The organism is Streptomyces sp. NPDC002088 (assembly GCF_040296605.1).
Lineage (GTDB): Bacteria > Actinomycetota > Actinomycetes > Streptomycetales > Streptomycetaceae > Streptomyces.
The window spans coordinates 159,849-185,400 of record NZ_JBEOXO010000015.1 but is presented as its reverse complement, the minus strand read 5'-3'; the positions used below and the strand labels follow the sequence as shown (position 1 = coordinate 185,400).

Annotated in this window: 24 protein-coding genes and 6 pseudogenes; 9 read left to right on the top strand and 21 right to left on the bottom strand. The window is 68.0% G+C overall.

The window, feature by feature from the left end:
- Positions 1 to 66: 66 nt before the first annotated feature.
- Positions 67 to 486 (bottom strand): annotated as a pseudogene (locus ABT114_RS29420) (helix-turn-helix domain-containing protein); the annotation flags it as partial.
- Positions 487 to 848: 362 nt separating this feature from the next.
- Here ABT114_RS29420 and ABT114_RS29415 point away from each other — a divergent pair.
- On the top strand, positions 849 to 1,286 hold the full coding sequence (locus ABT114_RS29415) for a cupin domain-containing protein (protein ID WP_351145898.1): 438 nt from the start codon (positions 849 to 851) through the stop codon (positions 1,284 to 1,286).
- Between the two features lie 390 nt (positions 1,287 to 1,676).
- Here the strand turns inward: ABT114_RS29415 and ABT114_RS29410 are convergent, their stop codons facing one another.
- Positions 1,677 to 2,408: an NACHT domain-containing protein gene (locus tag ABT114_RS29410; RefSeq protein WP_351145897.1), complete on the bottom strand. Its 732-nt coding sequence runs from the start codon at positions 2,406 to 2,408 to the stop codon at positions 1,677 to 1,679.
- Positions 2,360 to 3,649: pseudogene (locus ABT114_RS29405) on the bottom strand (NACHT N-terminal helical domain 7-containing protein). Before ABT114_RS29405 ends, ABT114_RS29410 begins: the two are co-directional and overlap by 49 nt.
- A gap of 239 nt (positions 3,650 to 3,888) precedes the next feature.
- On the opposite strand from ABT114_RS29405, the gene tgmA reads away from it, so the two are divergent.
- Positions 3,889 to 4,146: a putative ATP-grasp-modified RiPP gene (tgmA, locus tag ABT114_RS29400; protein ID WP_351145895.1), complete on the top strand. Its 258-nt coding sequence runs from the start codon at positions 3,889 to 3,891 to the stop codon at positions 4,144 to 4,146.
- A gap of 167 nt (positions 4,147 to 4,313) precedes the next feature.
- Here the strand turns inward: tgmA and ABT114_RS50665 are convergent, their stop codons facing one another.
- Complete coding sequence (locus tag ABT114_RS50665; protein WP_502988412.1) at positions 4,314 to 4,601, bottom strand: hypothetical protein; 288 nt, start codon at positions 4,599 to 4,601, stop codon at positions 4,314 to 4,316.
- Positions 4,602 to 4,640: 39 nt separating this feature from the next.
- Positions 4,641 to 5,171 (bottom strand): GNAT family N-acetyltransferase, encoded by a 531-nt coding sequence (locus ABT114_RS29390; protein WP_351145894.1) that lies wholly within the window; start codon positions 5,169 to 5,171, stop codon positions 4,641 to 4,643.
- Positions 5,172 to 5,519: 348 nt separating this feature from the next.
- Here ABT114_RS29390 and ABT114_RS29385 point away from each other — a divergent pair, with 348 nt between their 5' ends.
- From ABT114_RS29385 to ABT114_RS29375, 3 genes are read left to right on the top strand one after another with little or no spacing between them, the layout of a single operon-like run.
- Positions 5,520 to 6,389, top strand: coding sequence for a CPBP family intramembrane glutamic endopeptidase (locus ABT114_RS29385; protein ID WP_351145893.1), 870 nt, complete (start codon positions 5,520 to 5,522; stop codon positions 6,387 to 6,389).
- A 29-nt stretch (positions 6,390 to 6,418) separates the two neighbouring features.
- Entirely contained in the window at positions 6,419 to 7,648 is a 1,230-nt protein-coding gene (locus ABT114_RS29380; RefSeq protein ID WP_351145892.1) for a sensor histidine kinase, read from the top strand.
- Between the two features lie 14 nt (positions 7,649 to 7,662).
- Positions 7,663 to 8,355 carry a response regulator gene (locus tag ABT114_RS29375; RefSeq protein WP_351145891.1) on the top strand — a complete coding sequence of 231 codons (693 nt, stop codon included), beginning with the start codon at positions 7,663 to 7,665 and terminating at the stop codon, positions 8,353 to 8,355.
- 110 nt (positions 8,356 to 8,465) lie between these two features.
- On the opposite strand, the gene ABT114_RS29370 is transcribed toward ABT114_RS29375, so the two are convergent.
- On the bottom strand, positions 8,466 to 8,828 hold the full coding sequence (locus ABT114_RS29370; protein ID WP_351145890.1) for a DoxX family protein: 363 nt from the start codon (positions 8,826 to 8,828) through the stop codon (positions 8,466 to 8,468).
- Positions 8,829 to 8,991: 163 nt separating this feature from the next.
- Here ABT114_RS29370 and ABT114_RS29365 point away from each other — a divergent pair, with 163 nt between their 5' ends.
- Complete coding sequence (locus tag ABT114_RS29365; RefSeq protein ID WP_351145889.1) at positions 8,992 to 9,861, top strand: LysR family transcriptional regulator; 870 nt, start codon at positions 8,992 to 8,994, stop codon at positions 9,859 to 9,861.
- A gap of 933 nt (positions 9,862 to 10,794) precedes the next feature.
- Positions 10,795 to 11,067 carry a hypothetical protein gene (locus ABT114_RS29360; RefSeq protein WP_351145888.1) on the top strand — a complete coding sequence of 91 codons (273 nt, stop codon included), beginning with the start codon at positions 10,795 to 10,797 and terminating at the stop codon, positions 11,065 to 11,067.
- A 93-nt stretch (positions 11,068 to 11,160) separates the two neighbouring features.
- Here the strand turns inward: ABT114_RS29360 and ABT114_RS29355 are convergent, their stop codons facing one another.
- The 6 genes and pseudogenes from ABT114_RS29355 to ABT114_RS29330 form a co-directional block, all read right to left on the bottom strand.
- Entirely contained in the window at positions 11,161 to 11,829 is a 669-nt protein-coding gene (locus ABT114_RS29355) for a hypothetical protein (RefSeq protein ID WP_351145887.1), read from the bottom strand.
- A complete protein-coding gene (locus tag ABT114_RS29350) occupies positions 11,826 to 12,320 on the bottom strand; it encodes an RNA polymerase sigma factor (RefSeq protein ID WP_351145886.1) in 495 nt (164 codons plus the stop codon). Before ABT114_RS29350 ends, ABT114_RS29355 begins: the two co-directional genes overlap by 4 nt.
- A gap of 31 nt (positions 12,321 to 12,351) precedes the next feature.
- Entirely contained in the window at positions 12,352 to 12,813 is a 462-nt protein-coding gene (locus ABT114_RS29345; protein WP_351145885.1) for a hypothetical protein, read from the bottom strand.
- A complete protein-coding gene (locus tag ABT114_RS29340) occupies positions 12,810 to 13,664 on the bottom strand; it encodes an IS5 family transposase (RefSeq protein ID WP_351145884.1) in 855 nt (284 codons plus the stop codon). The genes ABT114_RS29345 and ABT114_RS29340 overlap by 4 nt, the downstream gene beginning before the upstream one ends.
- 129 nt (positions 13,665 to 13,793) lie before the next feature.
- Positions 13,794 to 13,922, bottom strand: a pseudogene (locus tag ABT114_RS29335) (IS5/IS1182 family transposase); the annotation flags it as partial.
- A 49-nt stretch (positions 13,923 to 13,971) separates the two neighbouring features.
- The gene (locus tag ABT114_RS29330; RefSeq protein WP_351145883.1) at positions 13,972 to 14,931 is read right to left on the bottom strand and encodes a LysR family transcriptional regulator; all 960 of its coding nucleotides are present in this window, start codon (positions 14,929 to 14,931) and stop codon (positions 13,972 to 13,974) included.
- A gap of 59 nt (positions 14,932 to 14,990) precedes the next feature.
- Here ABT114_RS29330 and ABT114_RS29325 point away from each other — a divergent pair, with 59 nt between their 5' ends.
- Both ABT114_RS29325 and ABT114_RS29320 read left to right on the top strand, forming a co-directional pair.
- Positions 14,991 to 15,356, top strand: coding sequence for a tautomerase family protein (locus ABT114_RS29325; protein WP_351145932.1), 366 nt, complete (start codon positions 14,991 to 14,993; stop codon positions 15,354 to 15,356).
- A gap of 80 nt (positions 15,357 to 15,436) precedes the next feature.
- Positions 15,437 to 16,271: pseudogene (locus ABT114_RS29320) on the top strand (IS5 family transposase).
- Positions 16,272 to 16,696: 425 nt separating this feature from the next.
- On the opposite strand, the gene ABT114_RS29315 reads toward ABT114_RS29320, so the two are convergent.
- The 9 genes and pseudogenes from ABT114_RS29315 to ABT114_RS29270 all read right to left on the bottom strand — a co-directional run bounded on the left by ABT114_RS29315 (position 16,697) and on the right by ABT114_RS29270 (position 25,217).
- Positions 16,697 to 17,461: a hypothetical protein gene (locus tag ABT114_RS29315; RefSeq protein ID WP_351145882.1), complete on the bottom strand. Its 765-nt coding sequence runs from the start codon at positions 17,459 to 17,461 to the stop codon at positions 16,697 to 16,699.
- Positions 17,462 to 18,283: 822 nt separating this feature from the next.
- Positions 18,284 to 18,544 (bottom strand): annotated as a pseudogene (locus ABT114_RS29305) (transporter); the annotation flags it as partial.
- A 210-nt stretch (positions 18,545 to 18,754) separates the two neighbouring features.
- On the bottom strand, positions 18,755 to 19,312 hold the full coding sequence (locus tag ABT114_RS29300) for a DUF3291 domain-containing protein (RefSeq protein WP_351145881.1): 558 nt from the start codon (positions 19,310 to 19,312) through the stop codon (positions 18,755 to 18,757).
- A gap of 686 nt (positions 19,313 to 19,998) precedes the next feature.
- Complete coding sequence (locus tag ABT114_RS29295) at positions 19,999 to 20,391, bottom strand: DUF6262 family protein (protein ID WP_351145880.1); 393 nt, start codon at positions 20,389 to 20,391, stop codon at positions 19,999 to 20,001.
- 488 nt (positions 20,392 to 20,879) lie between these two features.
- Complete coding sequence (locus tag ABT114_RS29290; protein WP_351145879.1) at positions 20,880 to 22,109, bottom strand: PP2C family protein-serine/threonine phosphatase; 1,230 nt, start codon at positions 22,107 to 22,109, stop codon at positions 20,880 to 20,882.
- Between the two features lie 377 nt (positions 22,110 to 22,486).
- A complete protein-coding gene (locus tag ABT114_RS29285; protein WP_351145878.1) occupies positions 22,487 to 22,927 on the bottom strand; it encodes a VOC family protein in 441 nt (146 codons plus the stop codon).
- Between the two features lie 157 nt (positions 22,928 to 23,084).
- On the bottom strand, positions 23,085 to 23,396 hold the full coding sequence (locus ABT114_RS29280) for a transposase (protein WP_351145931.1): 312 nt from the start codon (positions 23,394 to 23,396) through the stop codon (positions 23,085 to 23,087).
- A gap of 346 nt (positions 23,397 to 23,742) precedes the next feature.
- Positions 23,743 to 24,172 (bottom strand): annotated as a pseudogene (locus tag ABT114_RS29275) (transposase); the annotation flags it as partial.
- Between the two features lie 175 nt (positions 24,173 to 24,347).
- A complete protein-coding gene (locus ABT114_RS29270; RefSeq protein ID WP_351145877.1) occupies positions 24,348 to 25,217 on the bottom strand; it encodes an alpha/beta fold hydrolase in 870 nt (289 codons plus the stop codon).
- Positions 25,218 to 25,552 lie beyond the last annotated feature (335 nt).

The window sequence follows — 25,552 nt, the reverse complement described above, 5'->3', positions numbered from 1 at the left end:
CCAGGAGCCCGCTGCCTGGCCCGTGGAGATCTGGCCGGCCTGGCGGCTGCCTGACGTGCGGCACGTCAGGATGCGCAGGCGCTCGTGGCTGATTTCGTCGACCACCCCCTCAGCGACCAGGAAGTCGGCCGGCTTGGCCAGGCTCCAGGTCGAGAACGGTAGGCCGTGCTCGGCCGGCTTGGACTTGGCGATCTTCTTGATCTCGCGCCGCTAGGGCAGCGTAAGAGTCCTCGGGCGACCGCCCTTGTACTTGGGGTAGAGCGCCTCGAAGCCGTCGGTGTTGAAGTCGTGAATCACATCGCGGACCCGGTCCGCGCTGGTGAACGTCACCTCGGCGATCTCCGCCACCGCCATGCCCTGTGCTGAAAGCAGCACCATCTGGGGCCGCCGCCACGTCACGACCGAGCCGGTGCCTCTGCGGATGATCCGCAGCACCCTCCGGCCTTCATCGTCATCGATCTCACGAACCCGTACACGTTCTGCCACCCGGACAGACTCGTGGTGACGCACCGCCTGCGCCAGCACCCGAGCGACGCGTCACATCACATCAGGGCAGACACTGCCTGACACGGCGCTGGATGCCCGCCGATGACATGGCGCGACGCGGTCTCCATGCCGCCGGCTCCCGGATTGTGGCGGCCGCCGACGGGAGGCAGGCTGGTGTGGAGACCCTTTGGGCGAGGCCGAAGGCACACGGCCTGTCACGGATGCGGGCTGTGGCTTGTCCTCATCGCGAAGCGAGTTGTGTGAGCCGGGAACCGGCGAACGAGCGGGTCGGTACACCGGTCCGGAATGCGATGGCCGACGCAAGATCGTCCATTCCGGGCGGGTTTACGGAGGTGTGGTACATGTCCGCGAAGAACCCAGAGCACGAGAACGCCCACAAAGTCTCCTTGCCGCCCGAAGTCAAGTTGCTGCAGGAAGTCACTCCGCCCTTCTTTCCCGAAGGTGGTTCGGGAATGACCATCCTCGTCGATTGGCCTCCCGGTCACCCCGGGCTCCCTCCGCATCGCCACTCGGGCCCGTCGTTCGGCTACGTGATGGAGGGCGCGCTCCGGTTCGAGCTCGAGGGTGAGCCGGAGCGTGTGGTCGAGGCCGGCGGGACGTTCTGGGAGCCAGGCGGAGACGTGATCCACTACCAGGACGGCAACGCCCTGTCGGACGCACCGACCAAGTTCGTGGTGACCATGGTGTGCGCGCCGGGTCAGCCGATGCTCACGCTGGTCGACGACGAGGAGCTGAAGGAACGGGCACACCTGCGTGCCCCGCGGCCCTCCGAGGGCTGATCCGCGAGATCGACAAGAGTGCGGAGTCCGGAACACCGATCCAGGTGCCGGGCTCTGTAGCAACCTCCGGCCTTCATCGTCATCGATCTCACGAACCCGCACACGTTCTGCCACCCGGACAGACTCATCGTGACGCACCGCTGCGCCAGCACCGGAGCGGCGCGTCGTCACAACAGGGCAAACGTTGCCTGATACGGCACTACTTGGACGCCGTGCGCGAACTGATGGACGGCACCATGGCTTTGTTCACGAGAACCTCGTTTCGTTGCCGAGAGCCGGCCGAACGCGAGAGGCACCGGTACGGGCGGCTGCAGCAAGGTCTTGGAGCTCCCGCAGCGCCATGCGCGCCACCAGGAATTCACCGAATGTGGAATGCAGAAACTCGAAGGATCACAGCCGCTCACCGTCACGCAACGCCTCTGCCTGGTGGATGAAAAAGAACCGCCCCACAACTACCTGGCCCGGCGTGAGCACGGCCCGCAGATCAGCTGGCCGTGCTGAATGCTCCCGCTGCGGAAGCAGGGCCTCGAGGTCGGTGGTGAGTTCCGCTTCGGTGATCCACTGTCGGCTGCGGTTCAGCATGCCGAAGGCTGTACCGGACGGGCGGAGCAGCTCGGATTCGACCGCACGGGCAAGCTGTTCCTCTGTGAGCCCAGGCTCGTTCTTGCGGACCTCACGCGCAGCGAAGCGGGTCAGCAAGCGGTCGTAGAGGTCGAAGCCGGCAAGGTCTGTGGGGGCGCGCTGGAAGGAGTTGCCCTCGGCGTCATAGAGGGCAAGCATCAGCAACAGCAACGGCTGGCCGCTGAGTTCGCGTTGTGTCAGCACCTGGTCCACGGACAGGGGCTGCAGCACGTGGCGGCGGAAGTACGCGGCATTCATGCGATTCCACAGCACAAGCCACTGCGTTATCTGCGCATCGTTGAATGGTTCCAGTCGTATGGCAACGCCGCCCGGCGTCAGGCGAGCTCGCTCGGCGACTGCGGTGCGGGTGGTGACCATCACGACCAGGGGGCGCCCATGCATGGCCTCACGCTGCTGGAAGGCGGCCACCCGGTGCAGGTAGTCAGACTGGCTCACGCCGGTGGCCTGGAGGAGTTCATCGAAGCCGTCGAGCAGTACCACAGGCAGTGCTTGCGGTGTTGTACGCGCCGCCTCGGGCCAGGACATGCGCTCCCCAGTGGCGTCACGGATCGCGGTTTCGATCTGGTCCTGGATTCCTGCGTCGGCCGGTACGGCGGACAGCGGCACCCGAACCACGAGGAAGTCATCCGCGGGGAGCCGGGCTGCCAGGACGCGCGTGAGCACCGATTTTCCCGCCCCCGGCTGTCCCAGCAGCAAAAGGGCGCCTCAACAGCCTGCGGTGCGGTGAACAGGCCCGGCAGGACACCTTCCAGATCGTGGTGCACAGGCCTCGCGTCCCACCAGCGTTCGTCGGACAGCCGGTCGGCGGCTCCAAAGGCAGCCACTTTGAAGTCGGGGGAGATGTACCCATCGCCCAGCGCGGGGACCGCCAGGCCCTCCGGGAGGTCCTCCAGAACCAGCAGCGGCGCGTCCATCGCTGCCCGGGAGGCGCGGTTCAGCGCCAGGTACCGCTCGGCTGCGACCCGCCCGGCGGCCGCCCGGGCCACTGCTTCACCCAGATCGTCGAGGGCGTGGTGGAGGCGGCGGACCTCGTCACGTGTCGCCTGATGGTCGATCAGGTTGACCCAGACAGCTACCTCAGGGAACTCCGCTGCCAGGCGCCGGTACATGATTTCGTAGGCCCGCAGGGCCCGTTGGGGTGCCACGTCCAGCAGCCCCGCTCTCACCTCGGCCTGGTCCTGCTCCGGCAGGGCACTCCACGCCTCGCCGCCCGACACGTACTCCAGAAGCCGATCCGAGAGGTTCCGGTAGAACTCCTCCAGCGCCACCAGCTCCCTCTCGTAGGGACGGTGCGGAGCGGGCATCGGAACCTCGGCCCGCAGTAACTGCTCCGCCGACGACGCAAGTCTGCCGCCGCCGGGCGCATGGCCCGTGGCCAGCCCTGCGGCTTGCGCCCTGCCCACCGCCAACACCCGCCCCTCCAGGGGCAGATCCAGCTCCTTGACGGCGTCGAAGTACGCGGTCACCACCACGACGGCGTGTGCAGCGGCCAGCCGCTGCGTACGGTCAAACCGCCCCAGCCCGCGAGCCCGATCCGCCAGCCCGGACAGCAGCGACTGGCTCAGCCGTGCCAGCTCGCCCTGAGCATCGAACAGACCCATCGCGAGCTACGAACCGCCCCCGGTGGCCACCAACAGCGCTCCCCCGGCCAGCCGGTCCAGCGCAGCCAGCGCGGCACTGTCCGCACCGCCCAGCAGCCGCACCGCATCCGCGTAACTCATCCCCCTGGCCACATGTCCCCCGGCCTCGCCCCGACGGATCGCACGTCAGATCCATCATGGCGAAGCTGGGACACAACAGACGGCCGTTCTGCCAACTCCACGACAGGCATTTGCGCGCGACAGACGATGCCGCAGCCGCGTCGCCGCCTTCCTCACCGAACACTCCCCCGCCGACACCGTCCCCATCTCCCTCGCGAAAGAAAGAGGCAGCACCACTCGCTACGTATGGGAGGAGCACCATGCAGACCGCAACGCGGACAGCAGCACCCCGCCCCTGGGGCCTTCGCCGACTCGGGCGATACCCGGCCACGGTGAAGCTGCCGTTCACCACGGTCACGGTCGACCCGGACACACAAGTCGCTGTCTTCCGCGACGCCGACGGCCACATGGTCGAGATGGGCAAGCACGGCACCAGCTCCGCCACCTCGACAACCACCACCACCAACCTGGACTCGAAGAACGACCAGGGGTCCGACCAGGACTCCCAGCAGGACTGACGCGCATGACCGAGACCGACAGGCCCGTCCTCGTGGCCACCGAACCTCTCGACCTGACCGCCGACATGGTGATCACCGAGGCCCGTCAGTTCACGGCCGCGTACGGCCCGGTCATCGCCAAGACGCTGCGGTGGACGCCGTACGAACGCGACGGCGTCCCCATGACCTCATGGGCCGAACCGGTGGCCACCGACGAGATCGACGACACCCTCCGCGCCGCCCCGCACCTGTTCCAGGCCCGCGTCGAAAAGGTCACCGACCTGCGGGTGTTGATCGTCGGCCGCCGGGTCTTCGCCGTCCGGATCGACTCCGGCCTGTTGGACTGGCGCACCGACTACGACGCACTCTCGTACAGCGTCGTCGACCTCCCCGAGCGCCTGGTGAAATCCCTTCGCGGCGTCCTGGAGCACTTCGGCCTCGCCTCCGGGCAGGGCCGATGCGTTCTCAGGAAGCAAGATGCGTGTTGCTCCTCCGACTTAGCGTTGGCCCGAGCCTCAGGGCCTCAGCAGTCCGCCCACCCACCAGTCGTGCGGCTTACCGTCGTTGGCAATACCGCGGTTACGCAGCGTCCCTTCGACGGTGAAGCCGAGCTTCTCGGCGACGGCACGCGACCCGGTGTTCCCGGCCATGGCCCACCACTCGATGCGGTGGACGTCGAGGGTGGCCCAGCCCCAGTCACACAGCGCCCGGGCGGCCTCCACCGAGTACCCGCGGCCGCGCTGCTCCTTGACCGCCCAGTAACCGAGTTCGTAGACGCCCTGACTGACGATGAACAGGCAGTACGAACCGATCAGGGCGCCGCTGTCCTTGCGGAAGGCGCCCAGGGTGTAGTTCTTGTCCGTGGCCCAGCCCGCGGGCAGTTCCTCACCGATACGCTTCTCCGCGTCCGCACGCCGGTACGGCACGGGCACCGGCGTATAGAACTGGATGTCTTCGTCCTGGCAGGCTTCGTACATCGCCTTCACGTCGGCAGACGTGAAGGCTCGCAGCACCAGACGGTCGGTCTCAAGAGTCACCGGATCCATTGCGGCAGTATGGATACCACCCACAGGCAGCGACCAGCGAATATCCCCAGCGCATCGTGGAATCAACAGACGCGGCCCCAGATGATCAAGGCTGCGGAAGCCGAAGATCACGATCTGGAGCCGCGTCCGCGTGCCACCCTCCCCGATTGGTTCCCTCGCCCGTCATTGCGAGGACGCCATCCTGCCGCCTCCCCCCACCGAACCGGCTGAACGGGCCGGTGGGAGCGGCGCATCCCCCGTGAGAGCTACCGGAGCTGTCCATGTGCGGGTGATTCGCGGACGTCGGCGAATTCCTAGCGTGGTCGTCAGGTCGCCGCCGGTGCGACCACCACCACAGGGGAGGCCACCATGGGCACGACTGCCAGCGCACAGCACGACACAGGCTCCGGCCTGGACAAGGGCCGAGGCGGCCGTCTCGGCCGGGTCGTCCGCTCTCCGCTCGGCTGGATGCTGACGGGCATGGTCGGCGTCGGCCTGGTCTCGGGCCTGACCGCGACGGGCCCCGGTCCGGTGCCGGTACTGGGAGCAGCCGCCGCGGTGGCCGTGTACTGGGCGGTCATGCGCTTCGTCGCCCGACGCTCCGCGCCGGAGATCGCCCGGCCGGGAGCCTGCCGGGAGGCGCTGCTCGGCGGTGCGATCGGCCTGGGCTTCATCCTCGTTTCCGCGCTCCTGATCAGCGCGTTCGGGGGCTACTCGTTCTCCTGGGCGGGCAACGGTTTCATGTCGGTGGTGTGGTCCGCGGTCATGGTGCAGATCGGCGCCGCGGTCACCGAGGAGCTGATGTTCCGCGGTCTCGCCCTGCAGGCCCTGGAACAGATGTGGGGCAGCCGGGCCGCCATCGTGATCACCGGGCTGTTCTTCGGCGTCGCCCACCTGAGCGCCCCGGGAGCCTCCGCCTGGAGCGCACTGGCCATCGCCGTGGAGGCGGGCGTCATGCTCGGAGCCGCGTTCCTGTGGCGGCGTAACATCTGGTTCGTCGCCGGGCTGCACTTCGCCTGGAACACCGCTGAGCAACTGCTCGGCATCCCGGTCTCCGGACACACCCCCGAGGGCCTGTTCACCGTCGACGCCCACGGCTCGGCTCTGCTCACCGGCGGCACCTTCGGTCTGGAGACGTCGATCGTGCCGGTCCTCATCAGTGTGCTGATCACCGTCCCGATGGTCGTCCTCGCTCGCCGGAGCGGCGGTCTGCTGCCCCGGCGGCGCGCCCGGCACTGACAGCCGCCGACTGGAGGAAACGAGAAGTGATGTCCCGTCAGGCGCCCTGGAGCCGTCCCGAGCTCCGGGCGCCGCTCGGCTGGTGGCAGAAGCAGGCTGCCTCCCACAAGGACGGCCTCTGCGCCCTGCTGCTCGCCGTGCTGGCGTTCGTACCGACCCTGTCGAAGATCGGGGCGCAGATCGGCGATCTGCCCGAGCGGCCGGCCAGCGCACTGGGCCTCGGGCTGACCCTGGCCCAGACCCTGCCGCTGGCGGCACGCCGCCGGTGGCCCGCGGGCACTCTGACCGTCGTCGCCTGCGCGTTCGCCGTGCACCAGGCGCTGGGCTTCGCGACGACGTTCGGGAGCCTGGGGTTGTATCTCGCCGTGTACTCGGCCGGGGCCCACCAGGTCCGCTTCCGCCTTGGTTCGGCTGCCGTGGCGAGCGCGGCCTACGCCGGACTGGCCGTCGTCCTGGACCGTCTCGGCTCACCGCAGGGCGTCCCTGACTATCTCGCGTTCTATCTGATTCTGGCCGTGGTCTGGCTGGTGGGGAGCACTGTGCGCACGAGGCGGGCTGAAGAGGCGGAGCGGCGGCGGCTGGCCGCCGAGGTGGCCACGGCCGCCGAGCGGGCTCGGATCGCCCGTGAGTTGCACGATGTGGTCACCCACCATGTGACGGCGATGGTGGTCCAGGCAGACGCGGCGCAGTTCCTGCTCAGGTCCGCGCCAGAGCGGGCCGGCGAGGGATTGTCGGCCGTCAGCGACACCGGCCGCCGGGCGCTGACGGAGCTGCGGTATCTGCTCGGCGTGCTGGAGGCGACCGGCGATTCCTCGGCCGCCGACCCGGCGCGTGCGGACCGGGCCCCCACGCTGGGACGGGTGGGAGACCTGGTGGAACAGGCCCGCAGCGCGGGTCAGCCGGTCGAGTTCAGCGAGCAGGGTGAGCGGCGTCCGCGGCCTGTGGAGGTGGAGCTGGCCGCGTACCGCGTGGTGCAGGAGGCGCTCACCAACGCGATGAAGCACGCGACTGGGCAGCCGACAAGGGTCCTGGTCCGGCACGGCGAGGAACGCATCGAGATAGGGGTGACCACCGAGGGCCCCGATGACTCGCCGACGGCCGCACCGGTCACGCGGAAGCCGAGCCCGGCGGGCGGACGAGGGCTGGCCGGGCTGCGTGCACGGGTGCGGATGGTCGATGGTGAACTGGAGGCCGGCCCCCGGCCCGAGGGCGGGTTCGAGGTCCGCGCCACGATTCCGTCCAAGCCCGTTAGGGAGTGACCCCTGTGCCCCCCGTGAGCGATGCGCCGCCGCCGATCCGTGTACTCGTCTGCGACGACCAGGCACTGGTGCGGACCGGCTACGTCACCATCTTCTCCGCGCAGCCCGACATGGAGGTCGTCGGGGAGGCCGAGAACGGGCACGAGGCAGTGGAGGCCGCACGGCGGCTGCGCCCCGACGTGGTCGTGATGGACATCCGGATGCCGCTGCTCGACGGCATCCAGGCGACCCGGCAACTGGCCGGTCCCGATGCCGAGTCCGCGCCGAAGGTGCTGGTCGTCACCACGTTCAACGTCGACGCCTATGTCTACGACGCGCTGCGGGCCGGAGCCAGCGGCTTCCTCCTCAAGGACGCGCCTCCGGCCGCGCTGGTGAGCGGCATCAGGACGGTCGCCGCGGGCGAGGCCCTGCTGGCGCCCGCCGTCACGCGCCACCTCATCGGCCACTTCGCCGAACATCTGCGTCCTGCCGACACCACCCGGTCGGCCAGGGAAGACGTCGTACGCGCGCTGACTCCGCGCGAACTGGAGGTACTCGAGTCGATCGCCGAGGGCCTGTCGAACGCGGAGATCGCCGCGCAGTTGTTCATCACCCCCGAGACGGTCAAGACGTATGTGTCGCGCATCCTGACGAAACTCGGCCTGCGCGACCGGGTCCAGGCGGTCGTCCTCGCCTACCGGGTCGGGCTCGTGTCCGGCACCGGCTGAAGCGGCGCCGGGCGTGGACGGACATCGCCGCGCGTGGTCCGTGCCGGGCGTGGACGGACATCGCCGCGCGTGGTCCGTGCCGCGAGCGGACCGGCGGTGCCGCCCTGCCTTCACAGCCCGGTGGCCGCGAGCCAGACGGTGACGGCGGCCGTGAGCAAGAGCGTGACGTTGAGGGCGATCCGGCGGTCTCCCTGGCTCAGGTGAACCCCGGTCGCACCGATCTGCAGGACCACGAACCCGATGGCGGCGGCCAGGGCCAGCCGGGGCGCGATGCCGGTCAGCGGCGGGAGGATCAGCCCGATCGCGCCGAGCACTTCGATCACCCCGATGGCCCGGACGGCCTGCATCGGGGTGCTGTCCACCCAGGCCATCATCGGCCGGAGCTGCTCCCGGCTCCGGACCACCTTCAGCCCGCCTCCGTAGAGGTAGAAGAGGGCGAGCAGGCCGGCGACGATCCCATAGACGACGCTCACGGTTCCCGTCCGTTCCGGGTCCGGGCGAAGTCGGTCCCGGATGACGTCCTGCTCGGGGACATCCTGTTCGGTTCTTCGGTCATGCTCCGATTCCACGGCCACTGGCCCGTGACTGTCCAAGACCCGTTCCGAGACCTCGATACCGTACGGGTATCGTCGCCGCATGGAGCTGCGCACACTGCGCTATTTCGTGGCGGTCGCCGAAGAACTCCACTTCGGCCGGGCCGCCGCCCGGCTGCACATGAGCCAGCCGCCGCTGAGCCGAGCGATCAAGCGGTTGGAGACCGAGGTCGGCGTCACCCTGCTCGACCGCTCCTCCGCCGGTGTCTCGCTCACTCCCGCGGGAACGGTCTTGCTCGATGAGGCACGCGCCCTGCTCGACCAGGTCGACCGGGCCCGCGTACGCGTGGCCGCGGTGGCTGGCGCCGTGACCCTCACCGTGGGCTTCCTGGGGGACACCACCGATCCGGGCGCGACGCGGCTGGCCCGCGCGTACCACCACCGGCACCCGCACGTCGAGGTCCGCATCCGCGAGACCGACCTGACCGATCCCACTTGCGGGCTGCACGCCGGACTGGTCGACATCGCCCTGACCCGCGGCCCGTTCGACGAGACCGGACTGACCGTGCACGAACTGCGCGTCGACCCGGTGGGGGCGCTTCTGCGCGCCGACGATCCGCTGGCCCGCAGCAACAGTCTGAAGCTGGCCGATCTGGCCGACCGCCGCTGGTTCCGGTTCCCGGAGGGCACCGACCCCCTCTGGCAGTCGTACTGGAGCGGCGGCGAACCCCGCGAGGGGCCGGTGGTCCGTGCCGTGCAGGAGTGCGTGCAGGCCGTTCTCTGGAACGGCACGGTCGGCATGACCCTCGTCGGGCATGTGCCGGGGGAAGGACTCGCCGTGGTGCCGTTGATCGACATGCCACCGAGCCGTGTGGTGGCGGCGTGGCACAAGGGCGACCCGAATCCCTTGATCCGCTCGTTCGTCCGGATCGCGACCGCCGCCTACCTCGCCCCGGACAGCCACAACCGGTAACCCCAAGCACGCCGGGGCGACACAGCAGGGCGGCTCCGAAGGGTCAACCCTTCATGACTTCGGACTGCCATCTCCGACCCCAAGGGACCTCCTCGACGCGGTCGCGCTTGGCTACTCCAAAAACTCGCCAGACAACACCTCACACCCGCACAGCGGGCAGACCGCACCCGCTCCCGCCCCCGCACAGAAAGCGATGCAGCCCTGCGCCACCGCGCCCTGCCCCCGGCACCCGCCATCTCCCCCCTACGAGCCGGATCATGACTCCAGACCAACTCGCCTCCCAGGCCGTGGCCAAGACCGGTACGCACCGCATGCCGGGCAATGCCTTCCGGCCTGCGGACTGATGCTGCGGCTATACGGTGCAGGGCAGGTCGCGGCCGAGGGCACCGCGCTGAAGACGCAGTTCGCCGTTCCCCGCCCGCCAGCCGGGAGCAGCAGCCGGACTTTCTTGCCGAGTGCCCGTCAGTCAGGAAACAGCCCTGGGCGACGGACGAGTTTCACCGTGCTCTGGCCTGCGGCTCGATCAACAGGCAGCGGCGCGCCGAGCCCCATGCACGCCCCGACCTCCGGCCCGCGGACGTCCCCCGCCTGCCGTCGCCGCCACCGTGATGAGCAGCGAGCCGGGGCTACTCCCCGACGCCACCGGCTGCATCCGCCATCCCGTGCGGCTTCAACGCGTTCACGACGATGTCACGCCCAGCGGCATGGCCACGGGACTGAGCTGACCCCGGGTTGTGGTCGGATGGCGCATGTCGTCCTTGAGCACTCCTTCAGCACGCTGCTGCGCACCCGGCGGGGAGTGCCGCGAAAGCGATCGCGAACAGGAGGCCGAAGCGGCAGAACTCTCCCTCCACTGGGCGGCCCGAGTGGGAGTTTTGTCAGCTCTTGTCCGTCAGGGTCTGAGCGGTCGGGACCTGGCTGGTCGGTGCCCACATGCTGCTGGTTTACGGCGGCACCGTGAATAGGCCGGGTCCCAGCTCGGCGAGGATGCCACGACTGACCAGGCGTTTGAGCTTGGCGCAGGGTGCGGCACACGTCCTTGGCGTGCAGGCCGCCGTCCGCGTGCTCGAAGACGGCCAAGATCTGCTGGTAGGCGCGCGGGAGCGGTTCAGGGACGAGCGTGTTGTCACGGATCTCCTCGGCCGCCATCTCCAGGAGCGTTTCCCGGGTGATCCGGACACGAGACAGGGTCTGCTTGGCCGCTGAATGCTCTCCTGCATTCGGCAGGGCACAGGCGAGGGGCAGCGGCCTCAGCCGACTACCCCTCGCCCCTCCCCCTCCGGCCGACGCGACGTTCCGCTACGAGCGCGTGTGCGCGGGCGGCGCGTCTGTGGTGCACGTCAGCGGTACTCCCGTGGGCACCAGGCGCTCGACGGATCCCGGATTCCCGTTCACGGAGGCCAGTTGGGCCTCGTTCAGGAAGCCGATGAACAGCTGAGTCCCGGCCGGCATCGCCGAGGGGGTGAAGACGAAGGTGACCCTCCCGTCGTCTCCCCGCGCGCCCTTCATGACGTTCCTGACCCCGGGCCCTACGCCGCTCGGGTCGAGCGTTGCGTTGTCCTGCGGCCCCTTGCAGAACTCGCCCTCTTTGATGAGCACCGGGAAGCCGGCCTTGCGCAGTGCGGCCTGCAGGCCGGCGTGGTCCTTGAAGTACCGCTGCTTGTCGAAGGTCACATGGACCGTGCCGTCGTTCTTGGTGTCCACGGTGTACGCCGCCGTGCGGATGTGCACGGCGCCCGCCCCGGTGCTGTCACCCGCCGTGGGCGGCGCGGTCGACAGGTTGCCGTACGTGGGGACGCCGAGCGCAAGTCCTGCGGCTACCGCGACGCCCGCCGTCATGCCCACGATGCGGCGTCGACGCCGACGCGCCCGGCCCGCGGCCTCGATCTGCTCCACCGGGGTGTCCATGGTGATGCCGTCCAGCGAATCCTTCAGCGCGTTCAGTACGTCCATGTCGTGGTCGCTCATTGCCCAACCTCCGGCTTGTCTACGGTGACGAGGTGGCCGCGCAGTGTCGCAACGGCCCGCGACAGGTGGGCGGTGACGGTTCCCGGGGCGATCCCGAGCACCTTGGCGGTGGCCCCGGTGTCGAGGTCGAGGAAGACCCGGTATGCGATCACTTCCCGCTGCCGCTGCGGCAGTTGACGCAGCACGGCCAGCAGCGCGGGGTCCAGACCGGGGTCACTGACCGTGCCGGCCGCGACGTCGGGAGCGCCGTCCAGCGTGACTTCCCGTCGCCGCCGACGCCACCACGAGATCCGGGTGTTGAGCGCCGTACGCACGATCCATGCGCGCGGCGCCGGATGGCGGCTGACCTTCGGCCACGCCGTCCAGGCCCGAGTGAACGCCTCGGCGACCAGATCCTCGGCCAGCTGCCGATCACCCACGCTCGCCAGGACCGCCCGCAGGCATGCGTCCTGGCTGGCTTGGTAGAAGTCCTTGAACTCCAGCTGCTTCACACCCCTCATACGCCGCAGCCCCGCGATCCGCTTACCTGAGAGGCTTTCTGCAAGCGCGTTTCGCCGGGTTCCAGGTTGAGGCGAGCTCCGGGACGGGTCGAGTGGGCCGTGGCAGGGTGAAGAGGCCGAGCTCGGGTTCGGCGAGGATGCCGCGGCTGACCAGTCGTTTCAGCTTGGCCCGCATGACTTCGGTGTGCCGCGGCTCGGTGCCGGTGCCGAGAGTGCGGCAGACGTCCCTGGCGCGCAGCCCGTCCCTGTTCTGCTCGAAGAGGGCCAGGATCTCGTGGTAGCCGGGCGGCAGCGGCTCGGGCGGCGGGCCGCCGTCCTCGGTGGCCAGTTCCAGCACGGTCTCGCGGGTGGTCTCCAGCCGTTCCAAGGTGCGCTCGGCGGAGGCGAGTTGTTCGGTGAGTTCGGTGATCTGCTCACGCAGCCGTTCGACGGTCTCGCGCACCAGCCGCTGCCGGGCCTCGATCTTGTCCAGGAGCTCTCTCACCGCCCGCTCCCGCTCGCCTGGGATGCATCGCGCCAGGTCGGGGTGGCGGTGCGGGTGAGGCGGCGGAGCATGACATCGGTCATGGACCAGTGGATCATCGCCACCGAGCTGGCCGGCCGCGTCTCGTAGTCCCGCACGAGTCTGCGGTGGAGCTGGAGGGTACCGAACGTCTGCTCCACCACCCATCTCTTGGGTTCCGGGGTGAACCCTCTTGTCCCGGGCTCACGTTGGACGATCTCCACGTCGATGCCGAGGCGGGCGCCGTGCTCGACCACGGCGTGCTTGAACCCGGCGTCCACCCAGCCCTTCGTCACGGTGGGCGCCGTGGCGGCGACCTTGTCCAGCAGGACGATCCCGATCGCGTTGTCGTGCACGCTCGCGGCGACCACGACCACGGCGATGATCAGGCCGAGGACGTCGGTGGTAATGCCCCGCTTGCGACCCGGGCTCTTCTTGCCCGGATCCAGCCCGGTCGTGTCCTTCGGCGCGTTCGCCGAGGCCCGCACCGTCTGCGAGTCCAGGACGACGGCGGTGGGATCCTCGTGCCGCTTGCGCATTTCGCGGGCCTGCCAGCGCAGCAGGTCGTGGATGGTTTCGGCGGTGCCGTCGTCGCGCCAGAGGGCGAAGTAGTAGTACACCGCGCTCTTCGGCGGCAGGTCGTGCGGCAGGTAACGCCGCTGGCAGCCGGTGCGGGCCTGGTAGAGGATCGCGTTGACGATCTCCCGCATCTCATACTGGCCCGCGTGCCCGCTGACCGAGGGATGCCTCGCCTTCCACGCCGTGATGACCGGCGGGATCAACTCCCATGCCTCATCCGGCAGATCACTCGGGTACGGCTGGCGCCCGTCCACGTTTCCCAGCAGACCGCACAGTCGTCCGACCGTGAAGTCCTGTAACCGGACAACCCGCCCTCAATCGCGACGAGAACAGCCGAACTCTCGCAGAACGCCCTCTTCGAGCTTGCGCAGATAGGCGAGTACTTATGGGCGACGCTTCGGGCGGTTGTCCCAGCGGTGACTGGTCCAGGCTCTGCGGAGCAGGCTACGGACGGTGATGATCGTGCCGCCGCTCTCCTGGCAGAAGGCGTTGATGACGGTCGCACGGCGCTCCTAGCAACGCGTTCTGCCAGGCATGCGGCGGCCACGGCTTCGGTGTGCACTACTGACCAACCGGAGCCCCGCCCAGGGCGATGGTGACCTGGGATTTTGTCGGCTTGGCCGGGGCCGTGGCGGGCAGCAGCTCGTCCAGAACGACCTGGACGGCGGGGTGCTGGGTGCCGCTGCGACGTGTCGCGGCGAAGACCGAACGGGTCACGGGCGCGGCGAGGGGGTGGAGCACGACTCCCGGCGGGATGTGACGTACTGCCATCCGGGGCATGAGGGACACGCCGATGCCGGCCGCCACCATGGCCAGGACGGCTGGGAAGTCCCCGCACTCGGCAACGATCCGGGGGACGAACCCCGCATTGCCGCAAGCCCGTTGGGACATGTCGTAGCAGGTCGTGCGATGCGGGGCGCTGATCCAGGCACGGTCGGCGAGTGTGGCGAGGTCGACGGGTTCGGTGGCCTCCGCGCCCTCGTGAGCCGCCGTCTGACCGGGCAGGGCGGCCACCACCGGGTCGGTGGCGAGCTCGTGACGCTCGCACCCGGGAGGCAGTGTCGCGGGCAGGAAATCATACGCATGGGCGATGGTGAGCTCTACCTCGCCACGGCGCAGTGCGGTCAAGCCGTCCGAGGGGTCCATCTCGGTCAGCCGCAGTTGCAGGCGGGCGCCGTGGCGCGCCGTGAGCGCCGTCCAGGCCCGGGGCATCAGCGCGGCCACCGCGGAGGGGAAGGCGGCGATCCGGACCGTGCCGGAGACCTCGGCCCGCAGCGCGACGAGGTCTGCCTCGGCAGCCGCCATCTGGTCCAACAGCACCTCGGCATGGGCCACCAGCACCCGCCCCGCCTCGGTCAGCCGCAGTTTGCGTCCGTCCCGTTCGAGGAGACGATGGCCGACCTCCCGCTCCAAGGCAGTGAGCTGCTGGGAAACGGCCGGGGCGGTCAGCTGCAGTGCCTCGGCGGTGGCCGACACCGTGCCGTAGCAGGCGAGGCTGTGGAGCAGGCGGAGCCTGCGCATCTCCATCACAAAAGCAGACCTTAGCAATTTGCCTAGAAAACCTACATGGACGCTGAACTATCGAGGGGGAAGACTCGGAGGCATCACGGCAGACGCCAAAGGACACTCACCGCACCGCACACCCGCGACGCTCACCAACGGCGCGGATCGGCGACGCACAACGGCAACACCTACCAACGGCGCCCCGTCAACAGACCCTAGCCGCACGCACCAGGAGGAACGCACCCATGCCGATGATCACCGTGGACATGCGCGAAGGCCGCACCGCGGAGCAGAAGCGGGTTCTCGTCCAGCGCCTCACCGATGCCTTCGTCGAGACCTGCGACTGCCCGCCGGACGGCGTCTGGATCGTCCTGCGTGACGTATCGACGGAGAACTGGGCGATCGGCGGCCGGCTGCAGTCCGACGGGCCCGCCGACGCCTGAGAGCACCCACCCGGCCGGACAAGCTGTGAGGGCCGAGCCGCCACTTGGCGACTCGGCCCTCAGTGATCACTGGGGGACTTGTGCCCGTGCTGCCGTCATGGCTGACCGACCCGCTCTGGGACCAATTTGCTGCGCTGCTGCCCGAGCGCCCGACGGAGATCCGTCCCACCCGCTGGGCTGCCACCGCCCCCGCATCAGCGACCGGATCATCTTCGACAAGCTGCTGCAGCTGCTCCGGTTCGGCTGCTCCTACCAGGCGATTGCTGATACCACCTGCTCGGCAAGCACCATCCGCAACCGCCACAACGAGTGGATCGGTCTCGGAGCCTTCGCCCAACTCAAGGAGATCACAGTGCAGTCCTACGACCGGACCGTCGGGCTCAAGCTCGACCAGATCGCCGTCGATGGCTCCATCACCAAGGCCCCGACAGGAGGGGAAGCGGCCGGGCGATCACCGGTCGATCGCGGCAAACAGGGTATGAAACGCTCGGGCATGACGGATGGTTACGGAATCCCGCAGGGTCCTGGCCGGAGCGAACCGCCACGACTCGCCGCTGCTTGCGCCAACCTTGGATCTGCTGGAGGACCTCGGGCCGCTGCCCGACGGCATCACCGTGCACCTGGATGCCGGCTACGACTCGGACAAGACCCGAAGCGAACTCACCGCCCGAAACTTGCACGGTCGCATCGCGCACAAGGGCGAGAAGGCGCCGATCCAGGGCAGTCAGCGATGGCATGTCGAGCGCACGCACGCCTGGCAGAACGCCTTCCACCCTTGCTCGCTGCTACGAGCGCCGAGCCACCGTCATCAACGCCTTCTTCGATCTCGCGGACACGATCATCACCGTCCGTAGCCTGCTCCGCAGAGCCTGGACCAGTCACCGCTGGGACAACCGCCCGAAGCCTCGCCCATAAGTACCCGCCCAACTGCGCAAACTCTAACCTCGCGCTTTCACGAACGAGTCTGCCCGAAGCGTGATCAAGAAGGTGAGGAGTGCCTCTGACCTGGGACGATGGGACTTGTCTAGGGCCCTGGTCGTCGTCAAGAAAGCTGCACTCCTGAACGGAAAATCCCAGGCATGGGCGGCAGGAAGGGCTTCTTGTCCTCCATGCGTCCCGGCAGCGCCATCAGGCAGCCGGCACGAGGGTGACCTCGTGTCCGAGGGCTTTGAACTGGCGGACGAGGTCGCGGGTCTTGCGTTCAGGGTTCAGCCGTCGGGAGAGAGTCCGGCCCCAGATCGGCGTCACCCTCAGTCCAGCACGGGTAAGGAGGTGACGCCTTCCTCGCTGCAGCGCATCGATTTCACGGGCCCCGCTTCGAGGGACGCCCCTTTGTACGTTCAGCCACTCCGTTTGGTAACCGTCACCGGCGGGCTATAAGCGTCTTTAACGTCTCCGACTTCCTGCCCGCTATAATCGAGGGTAGGCCGCACAAGACTTTGATATTTCTCGGCTCGACCGGCCAAATATTCCTTCTTGCCATCGCCGAAGTCGACCGGAATCCACTCGTCTCTATCAGCGCTAGTCACGTTCACTTCAAGGCCAAACGTGCAATCGCGCGTCGGAGAAACAAAGTAGATCTCGAATGTGCGGGCGTCACCTTTATCCAAGGTCACTGTTTCAGTGAATGCCGCGCCGCCGAACTTCACATTGGTCTCCTGACCCTTTTCGGGGTACCCCTCAACAACCCTGGGTCGAGGCCTGGGTTCAGACAGATCGAAGCCGATGACGGTACGCTGCACATCGTCACCACCATCGCCGATGGGTTTGGGGATCACGAGGGTTCCGTTCATGGCCGTATCCGTGCACTGAAGGTCGGCCACCCTCATCCCCTGGATGATAGTGGTTCCTTCGTGCAACGCGTTGATGGTGATTCGACGTGAAGTGAGGCCAATCTCACGACCCTCGTGATCACGAAACCAACCGGACCACCGCGGATCTTCCATGTCGTAATTCGCCGCCTCCCCGAGCTTCCCAATGGGCTCCGGAAATGCATAGTTATATGCATACCATTCGGGATAGCCGGGGGTAAATTTCACCGGCGGACCATCTGCGATCTCCTTCTCGTCTTGCTCCTTCTTTTTCTCTCGCTCCTCAGCTGACACTGCCGCATCTGCACTCTTCTCTGAGGGAGCGAGTGCTTTCCAGGCAATAACCCCACCGATAATCGCGCACGCTAAAGGCACAATCACCGCTGCAACTACGAACTCCGGCTTCTTCCACCAGGGCGCCTCAGGCGGCGGCGGGGGCTGCGGAGGGTTCGGGGGCGCTGGGACAGGCCCGAATGGTGGCGGGACGGAGGGTGGAATGGAAGACGACACAGATCCCCCGAACAATGGACTCTCTCTGCGGGAGATCGTGTCTAGCAGAGACGACCTTTCGGCGCCAACTCAACGTCGAAAAACGGACATTGCCTCTTCTAGGGTTGGCTGAAAGCTATCTCGTTCAGGGGTGAGCCGTGGTCCGATGCACGGAACTGAAGGAGGGCACCCTGATCAGGCAGACGCTGGCAGACCGATGGTGCGGCGAAGCTCAGGCCATAGGTGACGAGTCGAGCACACGAGATGTCACATACAAGGCGGGTCCACGGTACTGCCCTGAGCATTGGGCGTGACCTGGGGATTCTCGGCCTGCGTGGGTCAGATCCTGGTCCACGCCTGGTCCACACGTACTGATGAACAACGCGACAGGGCCGGATCAAGGTGAGACAGGCCCCACGCAGAAGGGGCGCCCCTCATCGGGGGACACCCCTTCTGGCACGCTTCGACGGCGTCGTCGACGAGGCGGTGCAAAGCGGCGCCGAGGCAGTGGGGATGGTCAGTCACGGAGTGGCCATCCGGGTCTGGCTCGCGGCCCGCGCGCTCAACGTCACCACCGAAGACGTGGATGGCGTCCCGCCACGCACGACCATGCCAGCCGCCGGCGCGCTACGCCGCGGCGTAGCTGAGACGGAACAGGCCCTCGGCGCGCTCCAGATCCCGCTCCGTGCGCAGCTGCAGCTCCAGGTCGCCGGTGCCATGGTGACCGAGCCCCGTCACATCCCGGGTGAAGCCCGCAACGAGGTCGGCCTCCTTCGGGTCCGCCTTGAGGTAGACGAGGACCTTGGTCTGCTGCGGCGGGCAGACACAGGCAAAGTTCCGCAGCCGCTGGTAAGCGCGGTACTGCTTGCGCTGGATCCGCGTGACGCCTTTCCGGCCGGACGCAGGCGGCTCTCACGCAGAACCTGTCGACGACGCACCCGCGCCGCCGAGCGGACCGGCTTCCACCACCTGCACGCCACCCCGGCCCACCCCCTCACCCCGAGGATCGGACCACCGGACAGCAACGGCACACGGCCACGCCGCGCCGAAAAGCCCGCACACCACAGGCACACACAGAGTTCTAGAGACGCTTCTTTGTCAGCGAACCTGGTCGCTCTTCGGCCCGATGCCTTTGATCCTGGTCGGAGTTCCGTCCGGGGCGAATGAGTGGTGGAAGGTGAAGGCGTGCGGCACGGAGCCGTGGTCGTGGAGGTGCTCCAGCCTGGAAACCCCGTCCCGCCAGGTGGGTATCACGCCGTCGGAGACCCACCAGCACACGTAATTCGGATGCCCTGTCCTCTCGAACCAGTCGTAACGCCTGTTCAGCGCCTCACGGTGCAGACCGGTGTAGACGGCGTCGAAGGCGGGGCGCAGGTCGGTCCAGAGTGAGAGTGTCGCGGCCAGGGCGGTGGTTTCCACCGTATAGCCCTTGCTGTACCAGGTCGGTACGGCGAACTCTCCCCATGCACCCCAGTCCGCCTCGAAGAGCATGCCCCGGTCACCGTCTGCCGCTTCAGCACGCGCGAGGTATCCGGGGTGCTGACCGATCTTCCGGTAGACGGCCTCACCACTGTCGTAGAACTCGCGCGTGAGAGGTGCGGGATCGGCGAGAGGTGACTTCAGGACGCCGAATGTGTACAGAGCAAGATGGGGCATGCGTCTCTCCCTGGTTGGGGCTGCCCGGCGTGGACCCGGTTCGGTGGCTTACGCATGGGGGCGAGGGTTGGTGGGGCATGACCGACTCATCCCGTCGCGGGTGGCCCAGCCTGATGGAACCCCTGTGCGGCCGTGGGCGACCACCGAAGGCCAGGTAAAGGTAGCTGCCTCTGCGAGCCATGTCGAAGTTGCGATTTCCCTGTCCAAGTGGCCTCTTGCACAGGTCCTTGCGGGAACTGGGGCGGTGGCGCTGCCTGCCGCCGTGGAAGTCCGCATCGGCCCAGCAAATGCCGAGAAGCAGCATCGACAACCCCGCTCAAGCCGGTGTGCCGGGGCGACGCCAGCGGCGTTGTCGGCGTCGACTGGGTTGGATGACGGAACGACTGGGTTCACTGTCAAAGGACAGTTGCTGTAACTCGCCTGGGAGGTCTCATGGGACAGCCCGTCCACCGGGACGGTGGACGGGCCGTGGAGTGGTTGGGCGGGAGGGATCAGGACTTCGGTGCCGGTTCGGCGATGCGGGCTTCGAGGTCGGCGACGCGCCGGTCCTGGAAGCGCAGGTTCGAGCGGACGGCCGTGAGTCGCTCGTCGAGGGTGCGGTTGTCGGTGGTGAGCTGGCGGACGCGCTGTTTGAGGGTGGTGTTCTCGGTGGTGATCCGCTGGATGGCGCACTCGGTCCACTCAGCTCACAAGTCGTGTAACTGGCCGAGGAGTTCGCCGATCTGAGTGCGCTGAGCGAGGATCTCGGCGTGGGCGGCCTTGAGGGCGTCCTCGGCGTTCAGGGCGCGTTCGCGCCAGGTCGCTTCGCGTTCGTCGTCCTGTTCAGCGAGCGTGCGGGATTGGTGTTCGCCGGCCTGAGCCATAGCTGCGGCGACCGCGGCTCTGGCCTCGACGTTGTCGTAGAGGAAGGTGCGTGAGACGTCCGCTCGACGGGCGACGTCGGCGACGCTGACCTGGGCTTTCTCGCGTCGGAGCCGGGCGATGGCCTGGTGGACGCGTTCAAGGGCGGGTTCGGTCTTGCGGCGGCGTGCGGCCAGGGCCGCCGCGGTGCGAGGTTCGGGAACGGTGGCGGTGTTCATGCAGCGTCCTGTTCGGGGTCGTCGCCGTCGGCTGTGCACGTATCGCTGTACTCGTCCTGCTCGTCGCTGCGCGCGTCGGCGAGGTCGACGGCGCGGAAAGCGGTGGACCACACGCGGTGGAAGTAGTCCTGGGGTTTGCGCAGGTCCAGGGCGAGGGCGTCGTCGAGGAGGCCGAGGCCTGCCAGCGCCTTCTCCAGGCCGTCGATGGCGCGGGCAGTGGGCTCGAAGTGGCGGTGGAGGTAGTCGGCTGTCGCGTCATCCGGGGCGCCTTCGGCCAGCAGCCGCCACTGCTCGCGCTTACGACGCCAGTAGTACTGCGAGCGGGGTGTCCGCCGGCAGTCGGTGATCCAGGAACGGAAGACGTTTCCGCCGCGCTTGTGTTTCCGCTGGACCAGCAGGGTGTGCCGGGGCAGGAGCCGGTCGGCGGTGGCTGCGACGTGCTCGCGCTCGATGATCCCGGCGATGTGTGCGGGGATGGCGACGAACCCTCATGGAATCCTGTTCAGGCGGGCCATGAGGACGGTGATGTCGTCGTGGTGGCCCTCGGGATGCTGGTGCCGCATCAGTGCCTCACAGGTGTCCTCCAGCGACGAGCGCTGGGCGGTGAGTCTGCGGCCGAGCGCGCGGAGTGCCTCCTCGATGTCCTGCCCGCGGGTCTCCACCAGGCCGTCGGTGCACAGCAGGAGGAGGCTGCCGGGGTCCGTGAGGAGTTCCAGGGTGTCGAAGGTGACGCTGCCCACTCCGATCGGTGCGCCGACGGGGACCTTCAGCAGTTCATTGCTGCCGTCGGGCCCCACGAGGACTGGCGGAAGGTGGCCGGCGCTGGCGAGGGTGGAGCGGCCGGTCGTCGGGTCGTAGACGCAGTACAGGCAGGTGGCCAGCTGGGTGTGGCCCAGGTGCTGTGCGAAGGCGTCGAGCTGGGCCAGTAGCCGCCCAGGGGGCAGGTCCAAAGTGGCGAGGGTTCTGACCGCCGTGCGCAGCTGCCCCATGACGACCGCTGCGTGCAGGCCGTGACCTGCCACGTCGCCGATGGCGAGTCCGACTCGGTGGCCCGGCAGGGGGATCACGTCAAACCAGTCGCCTCCGACCTGCGTGGTGCGACTGCTGGGGTGATACCGGTAGGCGATCTCCACCCCTGGCAGGCGAGGGGGCGGCGTGGGAAGCAGGCTGCGCTGCAGCACCGCGGATGCCGTCGCTTCGTCGCTGTGGATCCGGGCGTTGTGCAGGGCCACGGCCGCCCGCTCGGCCACCTCCTCACAGGCTGTCAGGTCCGCGGCGACGAAAGCGGGGCGGTCGGGTTTGCGCCCGAACACCAGGAAGCCGAGGGCCCCGCCGTGCGCCACCAGAGGCACCAGCAGGACGGAGGAGCCCTTCAGCACCAACCGGGCGGCCGGGCTGTCGAGCTCCGCCGGAAGTTGCTGCAGGACCTCATCTCCTACCTGGGGAATGAGGACTGGTTCGATCTCCGCAAGGAATCGGGCCATGGCCGTGCCGGTCGTGTAGACGAAGGTCTTCCCCGGGCGGAGTTCCTCCCGGCAGTCCAGGTCCTCATGGTGGACTGCCGCCACGCGGTGCATCACCACCGCACCCTCCAGGCCCTGGGGCGCGAGGTCATCTTCCGACGCGACGACCTGATCGCACAGATGAACCGAAGCGAAGTCGGCGAACCCCGGCACCGCCAGGCCGGCCAGTTGGCCGGCCTGGTTCTTGAGATCCAAGGTTGTGCCGATAACGCGCACGGCGTCGCACAGGAAGGTCAGCCTGGCCGTGTCGGTGCTGGTGGCCGCACCGGGTGTCGCTCGGCGATCGGAGCCCGGGAGCGTCAGAGCGCATCGTTGTGTCTCTGGCGGCAAAGAGGCCCCCTGACGTGTGCCGGGCGCAGCCGCGCCCCTGGGATGACAAGGACAACTGCGGCCAGACCCGGCCCTCGAGACTGCCCAGACTTTCCGTTATGACCCTATCGCCCCAGCTCAGCAGAGGCGTTCACTCACAGGGGTGGTCCGCGCTGGTGGATCGGCGGTGTGGTGAAGAACCCGTGATCGAATTCCTGGCAGAGGACACTAGGTCGGCGCCTTTGTGAGCGGACTTCTCTTTCTCAGCTCAGCTGCTCGGCCAGCGCGAGGATGATTCCGCTCGGCCCGCGGAGATAGCAGAGCAGATAGCCGTCCTCGTAGCGCGTCACTTCGCCAACGAGTTCGGCGCCGTGCGGCCGGAGGCGGGCGAGGGTGTCCTCGATGTCGTCGACGGCGAACATGACGCGGTGCAGGCCCAGCGTGTTCGCCGGGGTGATCTCCGGCTTGGGGGTGATCGCCTTCGGGGTGTGGTACTTCGCCAGTTCGAGCCGGCCCGGGGCGTCCGGGATCCGCATCATCGCGATCTCGCATCGCATGTCGTCGAGCCCGACGACCTTTCCCGCCCAGCTTCCTTCGATCGGCATCCTGCCTTCCAGCTCCATGCCGAGCTCGGTGAAGAAAGCGACGGCAGCGTCGAGGTCGTCGACGACGATGCCGACGTTGTCCATGCGCTGAATCGTCATGTCCCCGAGGATAGGGGCCGCGTCCGACGCCGTCGGCTCAACCAGCCGTCTCGCCGGTCACCACTCCTTCTTACGGTTGTCGGGGTCGAGCGGCGGCACCGTCACCTTCGGGAAGTCGCGCTCGCCGTGCTCCCCACCGGGGAACCCACAGACGCCCCTATAACGGAGGGACGCTGGATACCGTCCTGACCAGGTTAAAAACCTCTGGGGCGGCATATCGCTTGAGGCATCGGGTGCTCTCACGTCGGGTCTTGCCCTCCTGAGTGCGGCGTTCGTAGTACGCCTGGGTGTGGGGATCGAAGCGCAGCCGAGTGAACACGATCCGGTGCAGGGCGGCGTTGGCCTGGCAGTCGCCGCCACGGTTGAGCCGACGCGAGGTCCGACGGCCCGAGGAGTACTCGATGGGACTGACTCCACACAAAGCGGCGAAGGAAGCCTCGGTTTTCAGCCGCTCGGGGTTGTCTCCCATGGTGATCAGGAGAGCGACGGCGCGGTCCGGGCCGATGCCCACCGGTACGAGCAGCTGCGGGGCGTGGCGTTCGACGAGCCGGGCCAGGCGCTGATTCAGCTCATCGATCTCCGGTGAGCTGCTCGATGCGCTGGGCCAGCAGGCTCAGGGTGATGTGGGTGGCCTGGGCCACGGCGTCCTCGTCGTCCCCGTCGCGCAGGCTGAAGCGCGCGCAGGTGCCGAACAGCTCGCGGTTGCCCAGGCTGGACAGCCGCTCCCGCAGGGTCGGGCCGGCTATGACCAGGACAGCTTTGAGCTGGTTGATCGTCTGAGTACGAGCCTTGACCGCGGAGTCCTTGGCGAGTTTGACGAACGAGTACGGCCAGCCGGGTATGAACTGGTCCGAGGAGCGACCGCCGCGGCCGTAGACGTGACAGAACAAGCCATTGGCGCTGGTGGGGGCATCAGGGCGGAGCCAGTGGCTGACGTCGACCGCGAGGACCAGGCGCCCGTAGGCGGCCTGCGGCATGGGCAGGCCGGCCAGCACCTGCCGCAGTCGGGGCACGTCCACGTTCCCGTTGTTCAGCGCGTCGTACATGGCGCCGTGCCCGCGCCGGTGCTCGGCCACCAGCGTCAAATCCACCGGCGTCCTCACCGGCCCGTCCGCACACAGCAACGCGTCCACCAGCTCGAACAGCTCGTCCCCCGCGCGCGGTCAGGGAGGCGAAGAGGTCGTCCCGGAAGCGGGACGCGGCCGCGAACGCTTCCCCGGGACCGGTGTCAGGCAGCAGACTCAACCTCACGGCCTCCGTCACGATCAGTGCACCTTGGTCGGAGCACATGATCAGACGAAGGCCGCCCCAGCGTCCGGCGAACACCACGGTCAGCGACCCAGTTCGAGACACATTTCGACATCGGAAGACGGTGTGCCGACAGCCGGGGATGAGGCCGGCCGGCGAACCCGTCGAAGCCCTATGTGCCCACGGCGCCTTGGACGAATCGCCGAAGGTGCGTACGCACAGCGTCGGGCTGCTCCAACCAGGGCTCATGCCCTGCGCCCTCGATCCGGGTCAGCGGAAGAGCGAGGCGGAGCGCGAGTGATTCAAGCGCCGAAACAGGACGGGGATCGTCGGCCCCACCGAGGAGCTCCGCCCGCGCAGGCAGGCGCGCACGTAGATCGGCAAGGTGCTCATCGAGCGGATCCGCGCGCCCTTCCCTGCCAAGCTCGCTGTTCATAGACCAGTTGACCGGGCGACGTCGCCGGGCGCCCTGGGCTGCCCAGTGCCACCCGCGTTCGGGATCGGCGTGGTCGGTGAACCAGGCCAGCGTGAGCAGCTCGACTTCCTGCTCCTCCGTGCGGTGCGGCAGCTCCTCCAATGCGCGGAGCCGCGCCTGCTGCGCCGCGGACATGCGGCGGCCGCGCTCCACTCTGTCCCCGGTACGCCAATCACCAACGAATGGCCCGCACATCAGCAGCATTGCGGCAACCCGGTCAGAGTGCCTCAGGCAGAACCGGCTCGCCAGATCGGTGCCGTAGGAGTGCCCAATCAGCACGGCCCTGGGCACGTCCCATGCGTCGAGCAACTCGGCGAGATCGTCGACATGTCGGGCGAAGGAATGAGGGCCCCGCCACGGGGATCGGCCCGTGCCACGCTGGTCATACCGGTACACAGGCGCGAGGTCCGCGATCACGGGGGCAACATCGCCCAGATAGTCCGGCAGACCCGGACCGCCATGGAGCAGGACCACGGCCGGCTTCCGAGCCGTGTCTCCCAGCGCCGTCCAGCACACCTGCGCCTCGTCGGTCATCGACACGAGACCCTGCGTCTCTATCAAAGTCACCGCGAAGAACCTACCGGTGTCACTGAGGCTCCGCCAAAGGCTAATGAGCCAGAGCCTGTAATTCCCCATGGAGGCCGCTGGTCCTGAAGGGACGGAAGATGGTGATCAGTCTGAGCGGGATCGCCGATCGGTCCGCCGGCACGGCGGAGGACAGGACGCCCGGCGGCCGCGGTCAGCGCAGGGATTTCCACTCCACATGATGAGTCATGGGAAAGACGTCACAGGAGAAGGATCAGGAGAAACCCCAGGCCACGACCGCTTTCTGGCCCCCGCCTGTCACGATTCAGCGGCCAGAGCGTCAAACATGACCAGGTGTTCGATGCGCATGGCGGCCA

Coding starts and splice junctions, on each gene's coding strand:
- ABT114_RS29415 (WP_351145898.1), top strand. CDS start 849: ATGTCCGCGAAGAACCCAGAGCACGAGAACGCCCACAAAGTCTCCTTG.
- tgmA (WP_351145895.1), top strand. CDS start 3,889: ATGCAGACCGCAACGCGGACAGCAGCACCCCGCCCCTGGGGCCTTCGC.
- ABT114_RS29390 (WP_351145894.1), bottom strand. CDS start 5,171: ATGGATCCGGTGACTCTTGAGACCGACCGTCTGGTGCTGCGAGCCTTC.
- ABT114_RS29385 (WP_351145893.1), top strand. CDS start 5,520: ATGGGCACGACTGCCAGCGCACAGCACGACACAGGCTCCGGCCTGGAC.
- ABT114_RS29380 (WP_351145892.1), top strand. CDS start 6,419: ATGTCCCGTCAGGCGCCCTGGAGCCGTCCCGAGCTCCGGGCGCCGCTC.
- ABT114_RS29365 (WP_351145889.1), top strand. CDS start 8,992: ATGGAGCTGCGCACACTGCGCTATTTCGTGGCGGTCGCCGAAGAACTC.
- ABT114_RS29360 (WP_351145888.1), top strand. CDS start 10,795: ATGCTGCTGGTTTACGGCGGCACCGTGAATAGGCCGGGTCCCAGCTCG.
- ABT114_RS29355 (WP_351145887.1), bottom strand. CDS start 11,829: ATGAGCGACCACGACATGGACGTACTGAACGCGCTGAAGGATTCGCTG.
- ABT114_RS29330 (WP_351145883.1), bottom strand. CDS start 14,931: ATGCGCAGGCTCCGCCTGCTCCACAGCCTCGCCTGCTACGGCACGGTG.
- ABT114_RS29300 (WP_351145881.1), bottom strand. CDS start 19,312: ATGCCCCATCTTGCTCTGTACACATTCGGCGTCCTGAAGTCACCTCTC.
- ABT114_RS29295 (WP_351145880.1), bottom strand. CDS start 20,391: ATGAACACCGCCACCGTTCCCGAACCTCGCACCGCGGCGGCCCTGGCC.
- ABT114_RS29285 (WP_351145878.1), bottom strand. CDS start 22,927: ATGACGATTCAGCGCATGGACAACGTCGGCATCGTCGTCGACGACCTC.
- ABT114_RS29280 (WP_351145931.1), bottom strand. CDS start 23,396: ATGGGAGACAACCCCGAGCGGCTGAAAACCGAGGCTTCCTTCGCCGCT.